This is a genomic window from Streptomyces niveiscabiei (genome assembly GCF_001419795.1).
In the GTDB taxonomy this organism is placed as follows: Bacteria; Actinomycetota; Actinomycetes; order Streptomycetales; family Streptomycetaceae; genus Streptomyces; species Streptomyces niveiscabiei.
On record NZ_LIRL01000721.1, the window covers coordinates 1 to 13,397 of the forward strand.

15 protein-coding genes are annotated in these 13,397 nt (G+C 69.9%); 9 read left to right on the forward strand and 6 right to left on the reverse strand.

Going from position 1 to position 13,397, the window contains the following annotated elements:
• The 3 genes from AOK24_RS31665 to AOK24_RS31675 all read right to left on the reverse strand — a co-directional run.
• Nucleotides 1–861, reverse strand: an 861-nt coding sequence (locus tag AOK24_RS31665) for a DUF5667 domain-containing protein (RefSeq protein WP_055723469.1), incomplete at its 3' end; no start/stop codon positions are given.
• Between the two features lie 226 nt (nucleotides 862–1,087).
• On the reverse strand, nucleotides 1,088–1,864 hold the full coding sequence (locus AOK24_RS31670; RefSeq protein ID WP_010351070.1) for an ECF subfamily RNA polymerase sigma factor, BldN family: 777 nt from the start codon (nucleotides 1,862–1,864) through the stop codon (nucleotides 1,088–1,090).
• A gap of 529 nt (nucleotides 1,865–2,393) precedes the next feature.
• Entirely contained in the window at nucleotides 2,394–3,323 is a 930-nt protein-coding gene (locus AOK24_RS31675) for an HAD family hydrolase (protein WP_079057090.1), read from the reverse strand.
• A 105-nt stretch (nucleotides 3,324–3,428) separates the two neighbouring features.
• Here AOK24_RS31675 and AOK24_RS31680 point away from each other — a divergent pair, with 105 nt between their 5' ends.
• The 8 genes from AOK24_RS31680 (at nucleotide 3,429) to AOK24_RS31715 (ending at nucleotide 11,024) form a co-directional block, all read left to right on the forward strand.
• Nucleotides 3,429–3,707 (forward strand): glutaredoxin family protein, encoded by a 279-nt coding sequence (locus AOK24_RS31680; RefSeq protein WP_079057091.1) that lies wholly within the window; start codon nucleotides 3,429–3,431, stop codon nucleotides 3,705–3,707.
• Nucleotides 3,708–3,942: 235 nt separating this feature from the next.
• Entirely contained in the window at nucleotides 3,943–4,692 is a 750-nt protein-coding gene (locus tag AOK24_RS31685; RefSeq protein WP_055723472.1) for a redox-sensing transcriptional repressor Rex, read from the forward strand.
• A complete protein-coding gene (locus AOK24_RS31690) occupies nucleotides 4,689–6,329 on the forward strand; it encodes a glutamyl-tRNA reductase (RefSeq protein ID WP_055723473.1) in 1,641 nt (546 codons plus the stop codon). The genes AOK24_RS31685 and AOK24_RS31690 overlap by 4 nt, the downstream gene beginning before the upstream one ends.
• The gene (gene hemC, locus AOK24_RS31695; protein WP_055723474.1) at nucleotides 6,326–7,285 is read left to right on the forward strand and encodes a hydroxymethylbilane synthase; all 960 of its coding nucleotides are present in this window, start codon (nucleotides 6,326–6,328) and stop codon (nucleotides 7,283–7,285) included. Before AOK24_RS31690 ends, hemC begins: the two co-directional genes overlap by 4 nt.
• On the forward strand, nucleotides 7,282–8,967 hold the full coding sequence (locus tag AOK24_RS31700) for a bifunctional uroporphyrinogen-III C-methyltransferase/uroporphyrinogen-III synthase (protein ID WP_055723475.1): 1,686 nt from the start codon (nucleotides 7,282–7,284) through the stop codon (nucleotides 8,965–8,967). Before hemC ends, AOK24_RS31700 begins: the two co-directional genes overlap by 4 nt.
• A 238-nt stretch (nucleotides 8,968–9,205) precedes the next feature.
• Entirely contained in the window at nucleotides 9,206–9,547 is a 342-nt protein-coding gene (locus tag AOK24_RS31705) for an SH3 domain-containing protein (protein ID WP_240001018.1), read from the forward strand.
• A 78-nt stretch (nucleotides 9,548–9,625) separates the two neighbouring features.
• Nucleotides 9,626–10,627: a porphobilinogen synthase gene (gene hemB / locus AOK24_RS31710; protein ID WP_055723476.1), complete on the forward strand. Its 1,002-nt coding sequence runs from the start codon at nucleotides 9,626–9,628 to the stop codon at nucleotides 10,625–10,627.
• A 121-nt stretch (nucleotides 10,628–10,748) separates the two neighbouring features.
• A complete protein-coding gene (locus AOK24_RS31715; protein WP_159052044.1) occupies nucleotides 10,749–11,024 on the forward strand; it encodes a type II toxin-antitoxin system Phd/YefM family antitoxin in 276 nt (91 codons plus the stop codon).
• A gap of 11 nt (nucleotides 11,025–11,035) precedes the next feature.
• Here the strand turns inward: AOK24_RS31715 and AOK24_RS31720 are convergent, their stop codons facing one another.
• A complete protein-coding gene (locus AOK24_RS31720; protein WP_055723478.1) occupies nucleotides 11,036–11,575 on the reverse strand; it encodes a type II toxin-antitoxin system RelE/ParE family toxin in 540 nt (179 codons plus the stop codon).
• Between the two features lie 109 nt (nucleotides 11,576–11,684).
• Here AOK24_RS31720 and AOK24_RS31725 point away from each other — a divergent pair, with 109 nt between their 5' ends.
• Nucleotides 11,685–12,287, forward strand: a complete 603-nt coding sequence (locus AOK24_RS31725) for a helix-turn-helix domain-containing protein (RefSeq protein WP_063799548.1) — start codon at nucleotides 11,685–11,687, stop codon at nucleotides 12,285–12,287.
• On the opposite strand, the gene AOK24_RS31730 is transcribed toward AOK24_RS31725, so the two are convergent.
• Complete coding sequence (locus AOK24_RS31730; protein ID WP_055723480.1) at nucleotides 12,267–12,980, reverse strand: AAA family ATPase; 714 nt, start codon at nucleotides 12,978–12,980, stop codon at nucleotides 12,267–12,269. The two genes, AOK24_RS31725 and AOK24_RS31730, sit on opposite strands and share 21 nt — an antisense overlap.
• Before the next feature lie 4 nt (nucleotides 12,981–12,984).
• Nucleotides 12,985–13,397 (reverse strand): DUF4253 domain-containing protein (locus tag AOK24_RS31735; RefSeq protein WP_159052045.1); only part of this gene is annotated, 413 nt, incomplete at its 5' end.

The following is a 13,397-nucleotide window of genomic DNA, read 5'->3' on the forward strand; positions in this document are numbered from 1 at the left end:
GAGGAGGGATTGCAGGGGGGCCACCTCCTCGTCCATCGCGTCGAAGACCGAGGTGACCTGGTCGCCCACGTCGCCCAGTTGGACCGGGAGGCTGTTGCGGAGGGCGCCCCATGTTTCGCGGTGGGACTGGGCGAAGGCGGAGAGGGCGCGCATCGGGCCCAGGGACTCCGGGTCGCGTTCGTACGCCTCGTGCAGGAGGCGGTGGCCCTCCGTCGCGTCGTGGGTCATGCCCGAGAGGGTGCGGCGGATCTCGCCCAGCGACTCGTGGTCGAGGTGGGCGCCTCGGCCTCGGTCGAGGAGGCGGCGCGCTTCGTTCAGGCGCGTCGACGCCTGGTCCAGGTACGCCTGGCCGCGCTCCGTGTCGTCGTCCGTCAGGTACGTCAGCTTGAAGTCCTCGATGCCGCGCTTCAGGCCGTACAACGAGTCGCCCGGCAGCGCGTCCGAACTCGCCGCCGCGACCCCGCCGAAGGCGCCCGCGGCGACGCCGACGCTGAGGCCGCCCGCCGTGAGGCCCTTCGCGAGCCGGCCGCGCGGGCGGAGCTTGCCGAGCGCCCGGTGTTTCGCGGCGCGGTGACCGCGCTGTTCCGGTACGGAGGGGGCCTCACCCCCTTGCAGCATCGCTTCCATCGCGGCGACCAACTGCGCCCGCTGGACGACCTTGACCTCGGGGTCCAGCTGCGGCTTCGGCAGCTCCGCGAGGTCCGCCGTCAGGGACAGCAGCGTGTCCTGTTCGGTGCGGTCGGCGGCGGCCGGTGCCGGCGGTGATCCCTCGGGCTGCTCGGCCGCCGTGCCCCGGTCGGAATCCTCCAGGGCCTGGGCGAAGGCGTTCGCCCGCCGGTGTGCCGATACGTTCGCGATCACTGGCGGCACCTCCTCTCGTCATCACGGTCGACTCCCCTGGGGGTCTGAGGGTTGCACGTCCTCGACCGGTTCCCCACGATCGGGTGATCGGGGGCGGGCGGAACGTGACCACAGGGAGCCTGTATCCCGCTCAACGAATGGCGCGGCACTTGGGTTACGGACTGAGGATGATCGGATCGGGAAGTCAACGGACTTTCACTGAAAGTGAGTTGGCGGGAGGTTTCGGTTACCGCGCGTCTTCCGGCAGGAGCCGGGCGAGGGTACGGACGGCCCGGTACTGGAGCGTCTTGATCGCGCCCTCGTTCTTGCCCATCACCCGCGCGGTCTCCGCGACCGACAGGCCCTGGAGGAAGCGGAGCGTCACGCACTCCTGCTGTTGGGGGTTGAGGCGGCGTACGGCGTCCAGGAGCGCGGCGTTCGACAGGGACTCCAGGACGGAGTCCTCCGGGGAGCGCTCGACCTCGTTCGCGTCGAGCATCTCGCCGGTCGTCACCTCCAGGCGGAAGCGGCTCGACTTGAAGTGGTCGGCGACGAGGTTGCGGGCGATCGTCACCAGCCAGGCGCCGAAGTCGCGGCCCTGCCAGGTGAAGGTGCCGATCCTTCTGAGTGCGCGCAGGAATGTCTCGCTGGTGAGGTCCTCGGCGGTGGCCTTTCCGCCCACCCGGTAGTAGATGTACCGGTAGACCGTGTCGCTGTACTGGTCGTACAGGCAGCCGAAGGCTTCCGCCTCGCCGGACTGCGCGCGTTCCACGAGGTCCATCATGCGGGCGCTGTCGCTGTCCGCGGCGGGGCGGCGGGCGGCGGGGGCGGTCGTGCGACCGCGCCTGCCGACGGTGGTGCCGCCGTCGGCGAGCGCGTAGCACGCGCCGACGGGGGTGGCGGTGGCGAAGGCGGGGACGCCGAACGCGGGGGGGACACAGCCGCGCAGCGTTTCCTTTAGCGTTGCGATCGAATCGCGCAGCGTAGCCAGGCCCGAGGCGTCAACCCCGACGTGTGGGTACACGGGACTCCCAGAGGCAGAGCTTCCATCACGTGCAGTGCGGGACCGATCACCTGTTGCAGTGGTGGGCGGGTTCCGGAATGCGTTTGAGGAGAATAACGCTTCGTGAAGGTGCTGCTACGCCGAGTTGCTCAAAACTTCGATTACATGGGGTTTGTGATCGATTGAGGGCGGATCAAGTTCGGTGTTCTGAGCGCGGGTTGATCGAAAAAGATCGGCTACGGGGGTGCTTCAGGGCGTGTTGTGCCGGGTGCGGGGCACGTTGTGGCTTGTCGCGCAGTTCCCCGCGCCCCTAAACGCCAACTGTCCGCGCGTGGGATGCGAGTTGACGTTTGCTGGGGCTCGTGCGGGGTTGCTGGTGGGACGGCTTCGGTGATTTTCCGGCCGTCGGATAATCGGGTGGCGCAGGGGTGTTGTGGCTTGTCGCGCCCCGCGGCGGAGCCGTTGATGGGTGCAGCCCCGTGCCCCTGAACGCCGATTGCCCGCGCGTGGGATGCGAGTTGGCGGTAATCGTGTGTTTCGTTGAACTCCGTCAGCGCTTGCGGCGGCTCAACGCGATTGCCGCTGCCGTGCCCCCCGCTACCGCGCCCACGCCTGCTGCCGCTGGGATGCCTACGCGGGCGGCCTTGCGGCCGGTGCGGTAGTCGCGGAGGCGCCAGTCGAGGTTGCGGGCGTGTTTGCGGAGTTTGGAGTCGGGGTTGATGGCGTAGGGGTGGCCGACGAGGGAGAGCATGGGGATGTCGTTGTGGCTGTCGCTGTAGGCGGCGCAGCGGGTGAGGTCGAGGGATTCGGCGGTGGCCAGGGCGCGGACTGCTTCGGCTTTGGCGGGGCCGTGGAGGAGTTCGCCTACTAGCCTGCCTGTGTAGATGCCGTCTATTGATTCTGCGACTGTGCCTAGGGCGCCTGTGAGGCCTAGGCGGCGGGCGATGACGCGGGCGATTTCGATCGGGGCCGCTGTGACCAGCCACACCTTTTGGCCCGCGTCCAGGTGGGCCTGGGCCAGGGCTCGGGTGCCCGGCCAGATGCGGTCGGCGAGGTACTCGTCGTAGATCTCTTCGCCGATCGACTGGAGTTCGGCGACGCGGTGGCCCTTCACGATGGACAGGGCGGAGTCGCGGGCGTCCTGCATGTGCTCGGGGTCCTCGTGGCCGGCCATGCGGAAGTACGCCTGCTGCCAGGCGAAGCGGGCGAGGTCGCGGGTCTCGAAGAACTTGCGTTTGTAGAGGCCGCGGCCGAAGTGGAAGAGGGCCGCGCCCTGCATGACCGTGTTGTCGAGGTCGAAGAACGCGGCGGCCTTGTCGTCGCCCTGGACGGGGAACTCCGGCTCCCTGTCCGCACCAGCGGTCTTCTCCTCGTCCTCCTTGGAGGACTTGCGCGCAGCCTCAGCCGACGCTTCACCTGCCAACACGCTCCGTGCCGTGGCTGAGCGCCTACGGGGAGTGAGCCATCCGAGAGCGGCCATGTCGTGAGCATAGCCAGTCCGCCGGGTGCCTTCCGGATCGGCGAGGTTCGGGGGGTGTGAACTCTCCACTACAACTCGATATCGCCGCGACAACGCCGGGCCAGAATGGGACGTATGACTCCGCTGTTCCGGCGTAAGCCCTCCGTACCGAAGCACGTCACCTTGATCGGTAAGCCCGACTGTCACCTCTGTGAGGATGCCGAGGCGGTGGTGGCGAGGGTGTGCGGGGAGCTGGACGTGGTGTGGGAGAAGAAGGACATTCAGCAGGACGCCGCACTTCACGATGCCTACTGGGAGCAGATTCCGGTCGTTCTGGTGGACGGGAAGCAGCACACGTTCTGGCGCGTGGACGAGGCCCGGCTGCGGAAGGCACTGACCAGCTAGTCCAAAGACGTACGAATGTCGCTTAGGATCGATGGCCAGGTGGTCTTGGGGGCGGGATTCATGAGGAGCGTGAGCTGTTTTGCCCCCAGGAGTGAAACGCGTGACCCCGGTCACGTTGGCCGGGCAAATCGGACACCATCTTTGTGCACGCGTTCACAAAGACATAGCCTGCTTTCGACGGGGCGGTCCGGGGACGTATGACCGCCCAGAGCCCCGCGCAACCCGCAGGAGCACCGTGGCAACTGGCCGAACTCACCGACCGGCGACCCGTAGCCGAGGGATTCCCGAGGCCACCGTCGCCAGGCTTCCGCTGTACCTCCGTGCCCTGACCGCGTTGTCGGAGCGCTCGGTGCCCACGGTCTCCTCCGAGGAGCTCGCGGCGGCGGCGGGGGTCAACTCCGCCAAGCTGCGCAAGGACTTCTCGTACCTGGGTTCGTACGGAACGCGCGGTGTCGGCTACGACGTCGAGTATCTCGTCTACCAGATCTCCCGCGAGCTGGGCCTCACCCAGGACTGGCCGGTCGTCATCGTCGGCATCGGTAACCTCGGCGCCGCGCTCGCCAACTACGGCGGGTTCGCCAGCCGTGGGTTCCGGGTCGCCGCGCTCATCGACGCCGACCCCGCGATGGAGGGCCGCCAGGTCGCCGGGATCGCCGTGCGCCACAGTGACGACCTGGAGCGGATCATCCAGGACAACGGGGTGTCCATCGGGGTCATCACGACCCCGCCGAGCGTCGCGCAGCAGGTGTGCGACCGGCTCGTGGCCGCCGGGGTGACGTCCATCCTGAACTTCGCGCCGACCGTGCTGACCGTCCCCGACGGGGTCGACGTCCGCAAGGTCGACCTCTCGATCGAGCTCCAGATCCTCGCCTTCCACGAGCAGCGCAAGGCCGGTGAGATCGCCGAGAACGCGACCGCCGCCGCGCAGGGCGACTCCCCCGAGCAGGGACCCGACGGGGACGTCCCCGCCGTGATGCCGGCATGAGTCTCCTCGTCGTCGGCCTGAGCCACCGCAGCGCTCCCGTGAGCGTCCTGGAGCGGGCCTCGCTCGGTCAGGACGCGCAGGTCAAGCTGCTTCAGGACACGGTCGCCGCGGAGCCGGCCACCGAGGCCGCCGTCCTCGCGACCTGCAACCGGATCGAGCTGTACGCCGATGTGGACAAGTTCCACGCCGGGGTCGCCGAGCTGTCGACGCTGCTCGCGCAGCACAGCGGGGTCGGGCTCGAGGAGCTGACGCCGTACCTGTACGTGCATTACGAGGACCGGGCCGTCCACCACATGTTCTCCGTGGCGTGCGGGCTCGACTCGATGGTCGTCGGCGAGGGGCAGATCCTCGGGCAGCTGAAGGACTCCCTCGCGAAGGCGCAGGAGCTGCACAGCGCCGGGCGGCTGATGAACGACCTGTTCCAGCAGGCCCTCAGGGTCGGGAAGCGGGCGCACTCGGAGACCGGGATCGACCGGGCCGGGCAGTCGCTGGTCACCTTCGGGCTTGAGCAGCTCGCGCGGCAGACGCCGGTCGAGGAGTGGGTGCGGGGCAAGAAGGCGCTGGTCATCGGCGCCGGGTCGATGTCCTCGCTGGCCGCGGCGACGCTCGCGCGCGCCGGGGTGGGTGAGATCGTCGTCGCCAACCGGACGTACGACCGCGCCGAGCGGCTCGTACAGATACTGGCCGACGGTACGGACGTGACGGCTCGCGCGGTCCCGATGGAATCGGTGCCGGGCGAGCTGGCACGGGCCGATCTGGCGGTGTCCTGTACGGGGGCGACGGGGCTGGTGCTGACCGGGGAGGACGTCGCCCGGGCCGTCGAGGGGCGTACGGAGGCGGCGGTTCGCGACGTCGTACCCGCGCCGCGCACGATCAAACCGCCGCAGACAGAAGACTCCTGCCCCCTCGACCTCGGCGCCGTCCAGCAGGGCTTCTCCGTCGCGGGCGATGCCGCTGTCGCCGGGATGGACGCGGCGACGCTGGAGCAGCACGCGGCGTGGGTCGACAACGGGAGCGTGGACCGGCGGGCGGAGCGGGAGGCCGAGCTGATCTCGGCGCTCGCGCAGACCGCCGCGACGGTGGGCCGCATTCCCGAGCGGCGCCGTCCCGAAACGGTGGACGTCGTCTCCGCCGGAGCCGAACCCGCACTGTGCCTGCTCGACCTCGCGATGCCCCGCGACATCGACGGCGCCGCCCACCGGGTCGGCGGGGTGCGGCTGGTGGACATCGAGTCGCTGGCCGAGGCGAGCGCGGACGCGCCGATGGCGTCCGACGTGGACCAGGTCCGGCGGATCGTCTCCGACGAAGTGAACGCCTTCGGTGCCGCACAGCGCGCCGCGCACATCACGCCGACCGTCGTCGCCCTGCGGACGATGGCCGCCGACGTGGTGGCCGGCGAGATCGCGCGCCTCGAAGGGCGGCTGCCCGGGCTCGACGACAAGCACCGGGCCGAGATCACCCAGACCGTGCGGCGCGTCGTCGACAAGCTGCTGCACGCGCCGACCGTACGGGTCAAGCAGCTCGCTGCGGAGCCCGGCGGCGCCGGGTACGCGGACGCGCTGCGGACCCTGTTCGACCTCGACCAGGAGACGGTCGCCGCCGTGTCCCGGGCAACGGATGAGAAGGACCCGGAATGAGTGACAAGGCGCTGAGACTGGGGACGAGGCGGAGCAGACTCGCCCTCGCCCAGTCCGGGCAGGTGGCCGAGGCGGTGAGTCAGGTGACCGGGCGCCCGGTCGAACTCGTCGAGATCACGACGTACGGCGACACCTCCCGCGAGCACCTCGCGCAGATCGGCGGGACCGGCGTGTTCGTCACCGCGCTGCGCGACGCGCTGCTCGCGGGCGAGGTCGACTTCGCCGTTCACTCGCTGAAGGACCTGCCGACGGCGCAGCCCGAGGGGCTGACGCTGGCGGCCGTACCCGTGCGCGAGGACCCGCGCGACGTGCTCGTCGCCCGGGACGCGCTGAAGCTGACCGATCTGCCGCGCGCGGCGCGGATCGGCACCGGTTCGCCGCGCAGGGCGGCCCAGCTGAACGCGTACGCCCGTGCGCACGGGCTGGATTTCGAGCTGGTCGCGATCCGGGGGAACGTCGACACCCGGATCCGGTACGTCCACGACGGTGAGCTGGACGCGGTCGTGCTGGCCGCCGCCGGGCTCAACCGGATCGGGCGCGCCGACGAAGTCACCGACTTCCTGTCGATAGACGCGGTTCTGCCCGCCCCCGGCCAGGGGGCACTGGCGATCGAGTGCGCGGCGTCCGACGCCGACCTCGTCGCCGCGCTCGGCGAACTCGACGACCCGTTCACGCGGGCCGCCGTAACGGCCGAACGGTCACTGCTCGCCGCCCTGGAGGCCGGTTGCAGCGCACCTGTGGGTGCGCTGGCCGACCTGCTGGCCGACGGGCAGATTGTCAAGGAAATGCGCCTGCGAGGGGTTGTCGGGACCACCGACGGTTCCCGTACGGTGCAGCTGTCCACCACCGGTCCCGTGCCCGAGACGCATGACCAGGCAACGACGCTCGGTCGCGAGCTCGCCGCCGAGATGCTTGCCCAGGGCGCGGCCGGTCTGATGGGGGAGCGAGCACATTGAGCCCCACCACCCTTCCCTCCGGCCTGGACCACGGGCACGTCACCTTTCTGGGTGCCGGACCCGGGGATCCGGGACTGCTGACTCTGCGCGCCGTGGAGGCGCTGGCGAGCGCGGACGTCCTCGTCGCCGAGCACGAGGTGCTCGACGTCGTGCGGACGCACGCCCGTACCGGCGTCTCCGTCGTGCCCACGGACCCCGCCCCGGGCACGATCGCACCACAGCCCACGGTAGTTGACAGTGCGTCAGCGACCGTGGCGCTTCCCGTGGTGCGGGATGCGGCACATCTTGTCATGGAGGCCGCGCGGGGCGGCAGGCGGGTCGTCCGTGCGGTCTCGGGCGACCCGGGACTCGATACGTACGCCGCCGCCGAAATGCTCGCCTGCGCTTCCGCCGGTGTGCCGTTCGAGGTGGTGCCCGGTGTCGCGGCTGCCGTCGGTGTGCCGGCCTATGCCGGGGTGCCGCTGCGGGACGCGCAGGGCGCGGACGTCCGGTTCGTGGACGCCCGTACCGCCTCCGACCGGTGCTGGACCGAGGTGGGGGCGTCCGACGGGACGCTCGTCGTCTCGACCTCCCTGGACGGTGTCGCCGCCGCCGCGGGGGAACTGGTCTCCGCCGGGCGCAAGCCGGATACGCCGCTGACGGTGACCGTCGCCGGGACCACCACCCGGCAGCGGACCTGGTGCGCGACCCTCGGGACCATCGCGCAGACCCTCAAGCAGGCGAAGGTGCTGCCCTCGCCCGACGGCGGGCGGCCCGTGATAGCCGTCGTGGGGGAGCGGTCCGCTCCCGCCCAGCGGGATCAGCTCGCCTGGTTCGAGTCGAAGCCGCTCTTCGGGTGGAAGGTGCTTGTTCCTCGTACGAAGGAGCAGGCCGCCTCTCTCTCCGAGCAGCTCCGGTCTTATGGCGCCGTGCCGCACGAGGTGCCCACCATCGCCGTCGAGCCGCCCCGGACGCCCCAGCAGATGGAGCGCGCGGTCAAGGGGCTCGTCACCGGGCGGTACGAGTGGATCGCGTTCACGTCCGTCAACGCGGTCAAGGCGGTGCGGGAGAAGTTCGAGGAGTACGGGCTCGATGCCCGCGCCTTCGCCGGGATCAAGGTCGCGGCCGTGGGCGAGCAGACCGCCAAGGCGTTGATCGCCTTCGGCGTGAAGCCCGACCTCGTGCCCAGCGGGGAGCAGTCCGCCGCCGGGCTGCTGGAGGACTGGCCGCCCTACGACCCCGTCTTCGACCCGATCGACCGGGTGTTCCTGCCGCGCGCCGACATCGCCACCGAGACGCTGGTCGCCGGGCTCATCGACCTCGGGTGGGAGGTGGACGACGTGACCGCCTACCGGACGGTCCGCGCGTCGCCGCCGCCCGCCGAGACGCGAGAGGCGATCAAGGGGGGCGGGTTCGACGCGGTGCTCTTCACGTCGTCGTCCACCGTCCGCAACCTGGTCGGGATCGCCGGGAAGCCGCACAACGTGACGGTGATCGCCTGTATCGGTCCGGCCACCGCCAAGACCGCCGAGGAGCATGGGCTCCGGGTCGACGTGATGGCTCCCGAGCCGTCCGCGCAGAAGCTGGCCGAGGCCCTCGCTGAGTTCGGGGTGCGGCGCCGGATGGCCGCCCTCGACGCCGGGGACCCCGTCACCCGGCCGAGCGAGCGGCGGCCCGGTGGACGGCGGCGCCGGGCCACCTGAGGGACTTTGTGGGAGACGGCGGAGCGCCAATTCCTCGCGGGGGGCTGCGAGGGGGGCGCTCCGCCGTCGGCTTTCTGCCGTGAGCGGCCGTCGACCATGCTGCGGGGCGCGCTGCGGGGTTGTCGTTGGCGAGGCGTCCACGGGTGCTTGGCGTGGCGTCCACCGGGTTGCTCCGGGAATCTGTGCTGCCGCAAGGTCGGGGGCGTAACTGCTCAGTACCTGACGAACGGGGAATGCTTTGCGTACGAAATTCGCGGCGCTGGTCGGCTCGGTGGCACTGGCGGGCGCGGTGACCGTGGTCGGGCTGCCGGCCTCCGCGTCCGCCGCGACCATGCCGTCCGCCTGCCCGAAGGAACTCGTCCTGCCGGTGCCGGTGACGTCGAAGGCCACGACGAACGTCAACCTCCGCAGCGGGCCGAAGAGCAGCTCCACGTCCAAGGGGCTGCTCACCAAGGGGACGACGTTCGACGAGTACTGCATGTCCGGGGGGTCGACGTCCTGGAGCTACGGGAAGGTGCTGTCCGGGGCGAACAAGGGCACGTGGGGCTGGGTCGTCGGGACGTACCTGAAGCAGGTCTGAGGCGGCCGGGGGGCTGGGGGCTGCGGCCTCGACACGGCGTCGGCAAAGGCGGTGCCGGGGCGGGCGTAGCTTAGAGACATGTCTCAGCACGGTTCTTTTCCCGGTTCCCGGCCCCGGCGGCTTCGTACCTCTCCCGTGATGCGGCGGATGGTCGCGGAGACGCGGCTGCACCCGGCGGACTTCATCCTTCCCGCGTTCGTACGGGAGGGGGTGGCCGAGCCCGTGCCGATCCAGGCGATGCCGGGGGTCGTGCAGCACACGCGGGACAGTCTCAAGAAGGCCGCCGTGGAGGCCGTCGAGGCCGGGGTCTCCGGGATCATGCTCTTCGGGGTGCCGGAGGAGTCGAAGAAGGACGCCTACGGTACGCCGGGGACCGATCCCGACGGGATTCTCCAGGTCGCTCTGCGCGATGTGCGCGCCGAGGTCGGTGACGATCTGCTGGTCATGTCCGATCTGTGCCTCGACGAGACGACCGATCACGGGCACTGCGGGGTCCTCGACGAGCAGGGGCGCGTCGACAATGACGCAACCCTTGAGCGGTACGCCGAGATGGCTCAGGTCCAGGCCGACGCGGGCGCCCATGTCGTGGGCCCCAGCGGGATGATGGACGGGCAGATCGGTGTCGTCCGGGACGCGCTCGACCAGATCGGGCGCGAGGACGTGGCGATCCTGGCGTACACGGCGAAGTACTCCTCCGCGTTCTACGGGCCCTTCCGCGAGGCGGTCGGCTCGTCGCTCCAGGGCGACCGCAAGACCTACCAGCAGGACCCCGCCAACTGGCGTGACTCCCTGCGGGAGTTGGCCCTCGACGTGGAGGAGGGCGCCGACCTCGTCATGGTCAAGCCCGCCGGCCCCTACCTCGACATCCTCGCCCGCGTCTCCGACGCCGTCGACCTTCCCGTCGTCGCCTACCAGATCTCCGGCGAGTACTCCATGGTCGAGGCCGCCGCCGAGAAGGGCTGGCTCGACCGCGACCGCGCGATCTTCGAGACGCTGACCGGCATCCGGCGGGCGGGGGCGCGGAACATCCTGACGTACTGGGCGGTGGAGGCGGCGCGGAAGCTGGAGCGGTGGCAGTAGGGGGAGGCGGCAGTAGCGCGGGCGGCGTCAGAGAGGGGCGCCCAGAAATCTGTGCAGATTCGCTGGGAGGCTGTACATTTTTGGTATGTCCATTCTCCGGGAGAATCCGACCGTGCTCTCCGTGACCGAGGCGACCGGCAAGGGGGTCGCCGGGTTGGTCAAGGCTGCCGAGGGCGGGGAAGCCGTGATGGTGGAACGCCATCACAAGCCGGTCGCCGCGGTGATCGGGATCGAGAGGCTCCGCAAGCTGGAAGAGCTCGAGGAGGACCTCACCGATGCGCTGCTCGTGCTGACGCGGGCGGCTACGGACACGGGCGAGCGGACATCGCTCGACGAGGTCCTGCGTACGTTCGGTGTCGACCGGGAGGGCCTGGAGGCGGAGTTCGGCGAACGCTGAGCCCGCGCCGGTCAGGTGTGGGGTCGGCCCATCCACTCCTCCCAGCGGGCGATCGCCTGGTCCAGGGGGAGGGCCTTCGCCTCCTCCTCGGTGAGGCCGGCCTTGTGGGTCAGGCGGTCGATGAGCCACGCGGGTGCCGGTTCGGGCGGCGGCGCGGTTGCCGGGGCCAGGCCGAACTGGTCGAGCAGGTCCTGTAGTTCGCGGGTGGCGGGGGTGTCGGGGAGTGTGTCCAGCCTGCGGCGTACTTCGTCGTACACCGCCGAGTCCTTGCGGGCTCCGACAGCCCAGATCTCGGAGATCTCCACGGTGGTCGTGCCGTCGACGCTTTCGAGTACGCGCCACACGATCCGCCAGTGCCTGTCTCCCACGACCAGTTTCCGGAAGCCGACCAGGTTGCCCACGAGCGGTCTGCCCGCGTACGGATCGCGTTCCAGCATGAGGATCTTGTGCAGGGCGGCGCGTGCGGTCCGGGGATCCCGGCGGTGCAGTGCGTCCAGGTCGGCTGCGGCGGCCTCGGTGAAACGCACGGGGTGGCGGGGGGTGTCCGGCATGAGGGTGAACGTAGTGGGAGTGATGGCCGGGTTGCAACTGCCTTGATAAATAAGCGTCCTGGACGTATGAAGTCTTCAGCAATTTTACGCCTCAAAGAGTGGCGCCTTGATGGATATGACTACGTCGGCCGCAGCCGCTGAACTCCGTTGCTCCGTCAACACCCTCAAGAAGCTGATCGCCGCCGGCCTTCTCCCCGAGGTGCGTGAGCGCGGTAACCGCACCCTGCTGCCCGCCGGTGATGTGCGTGTTCTCGCCCGGCGGGAGACTGTCGACCTGGACGCGTTGGAGTTGGGGGAATTGCCGGTGCTGCGGGTCGGACCGGCGGTCGACCCGGCCGAGGGCGGAGAGGGGCGAGCATGGATCGGGTACTCCGCCCGGCTGGTGCCGGAACAGATGTACGAGGCGCTGCGAGGGTGGTGGCGCTGTGATCCGGAGCGGGTTCTGCGGGCCGGTGTCCTCGCTGTCACGCTCGGACCTTACGTGGTGGCTGTGTTGGGCGGCTTCCGGGATGTCGAGTCGAACGGGGCCGGGCGGTACCGCTTCGCGGGCGAGCTTGAGGGGTACGTGACGGATCTGGTCGCGCCCGTTCAGGTCGTGCGTGGCGATACCCCGTGGGCCCGAAGACTCCTCGGGCGGCGGTTGGAGTCCGAGTCCGGTGGGCCGTTCGCCTATGTGTGGCGGCCGGGATCGTCAGTCGATGACGTGCCGTAGGTAGGTGGTGGGGTCGGTGAGGTAGCGGCGCCAGTGGTGGACCAGGTCGAGGTCGGGCCAGGTTGTTTCGCGGAGGCCGTGGTCGCCGACCTCGATGATGGTTGCGCCGGGGAGGGCGGTGAGGAGGGGGGAGTGGGTGGCGCAGATTACTTGGGCGCCGGAATGGGTCAAGTGGGAGATGTGGCCTAGGAGTTCTAGGCAGGAGGTGAAGGAGAGGGCGGCTTCTGGTTCGTCCATGATGTAGAGGCCGGGGTGGTGGAATTTGTTGCGGAATGCGGCTAGGAAGCTTTCGCCGTGGCTGATTTCGTTCGGGGTGAAGCCTTCTCGGTCCAGGGCGTCCAGGGCGGTTTCTGCGCGTAGGAAGAAGCCCCTGCGGGCCGACCAACTCGACAGCATGCGGCGGCCGTTGGGGGTTGCGTTTAGTTTTAGGCGTTTGCCTAAGGGGGATTTGGGGCGGTGGCTGGCGTATTTCCAGTCGTGGGAGCCGCCCCAGGGGTCCAGGCCGAAGGATTCCGCTATCGCCTCGACGAGGGTGGATTTGCCTGAGCCGTTCTCGCCTACGAGGAAGGTTACGGGGGTGGTGAGGCGGAGGCCGGTTGATAGGAGGTGGGCTACGCAGGGGATGGACCAGGGCCAGTCCGTGTCGTCCGTGTCGTCCGGGGTCAGGTGGGCGTAGACGCGGTCGATGATCATTGGGTCAGTCCCACCAGAAGTGCCAACTCTGGGCGCCGATGAGGGTTTTGGCGTATGTCTCGATCGGGCCGGAGTGCTGGTCGACGGTGTCCGGGCAGAAGGCGTAGTGCTCGGCGGCGATGGCCTCCGCCTCTTCCTGGGTGGCGGGTGGGGCGGCGATCGAGACGGCGAGGGTTGCGAAGCCGATGGCTACGACGCGGGCGCCGAAGCGGTCCTCCCAGGTGCGCAGGACGGCGCAGAGGCGGGCGACGTCGTTGTCGTGGTTGAGGGGGCCGGTCCAGCCGATCGCGGCCGGGATGTCGGCGGAGCGGCGCGCGGGGACGAGGGCGAGGTGGGGTTCGGTGAAGCCGGTGCCGTTCATCTCCGAGAGGGCGTCGGCTAGTTGGGCGGCTCGGGTGTCGGGGGCGGCGGTGGGGG

What these genes read in the sequence shown, in the direction of transcription:
- AOK24_RS31675 (WP_079057090.1), bottom strand. Translation starts at nt 3,323, where the DNA reads ATGGCCGCTCTCGGATGGCTCACTCCCCGTAGGCGCTCAGCCACGGCA.
- AOK24_RS31680 (WP_079057091.1), top strand. Translation starts at nt 3,429, where the DNA reads ATGGGACGTATGACTCCGCTGTTCCGGCGTAAGCCCTCCGTACCGAAG.
- AOK24_RS31690 (WP_055723473.1), top strand. Translation starts at nt 4,689, where the DNA reads ATGAGTCTCCTCGTCGTCGGCCTGAGCCACCGCAGCGCTCCCGTGAGC.
- hemC (WP_055723474.1), top strand. Translation starts at nt 6,326, where the DNA reads ATGAGTGACAAGGCGCTGAGACTGGGGACGAGGCGGAGCAGACTCGCC.
- hemB (WP_055723476.1), top strand. Translation starts at nt 9,626, where the DNA reads ATGTCTCAGCACGGTTCTTTTCCCGGTTCCCGGCCCCGGCGGCTTCGT.
- AOK24_RS31720 (WP_055723478.1), bottom strand. Translation starts at nt 11,575, where the DNA reads ATGCCGGACACCCCCCGCCACCCCGTGCGTTTCACCGAGGCCGCCGCA.
- AOK24_RS31725 (WP_063799548.1), top strand. Translation starts at nt 11,685, where the DNA reads ATGGATATGACTACGTCGGCCGCAGCCGCTGAACTCCGTTGCTCCGTC.
- AOK24_RS31730 (WP_055723480.1), bottom strand. Translation starts at nt 12,980, where the DNA reads ATGATCATCGACCGCGTCTACGCCCACCTGACCCCGGACGACACGGAC.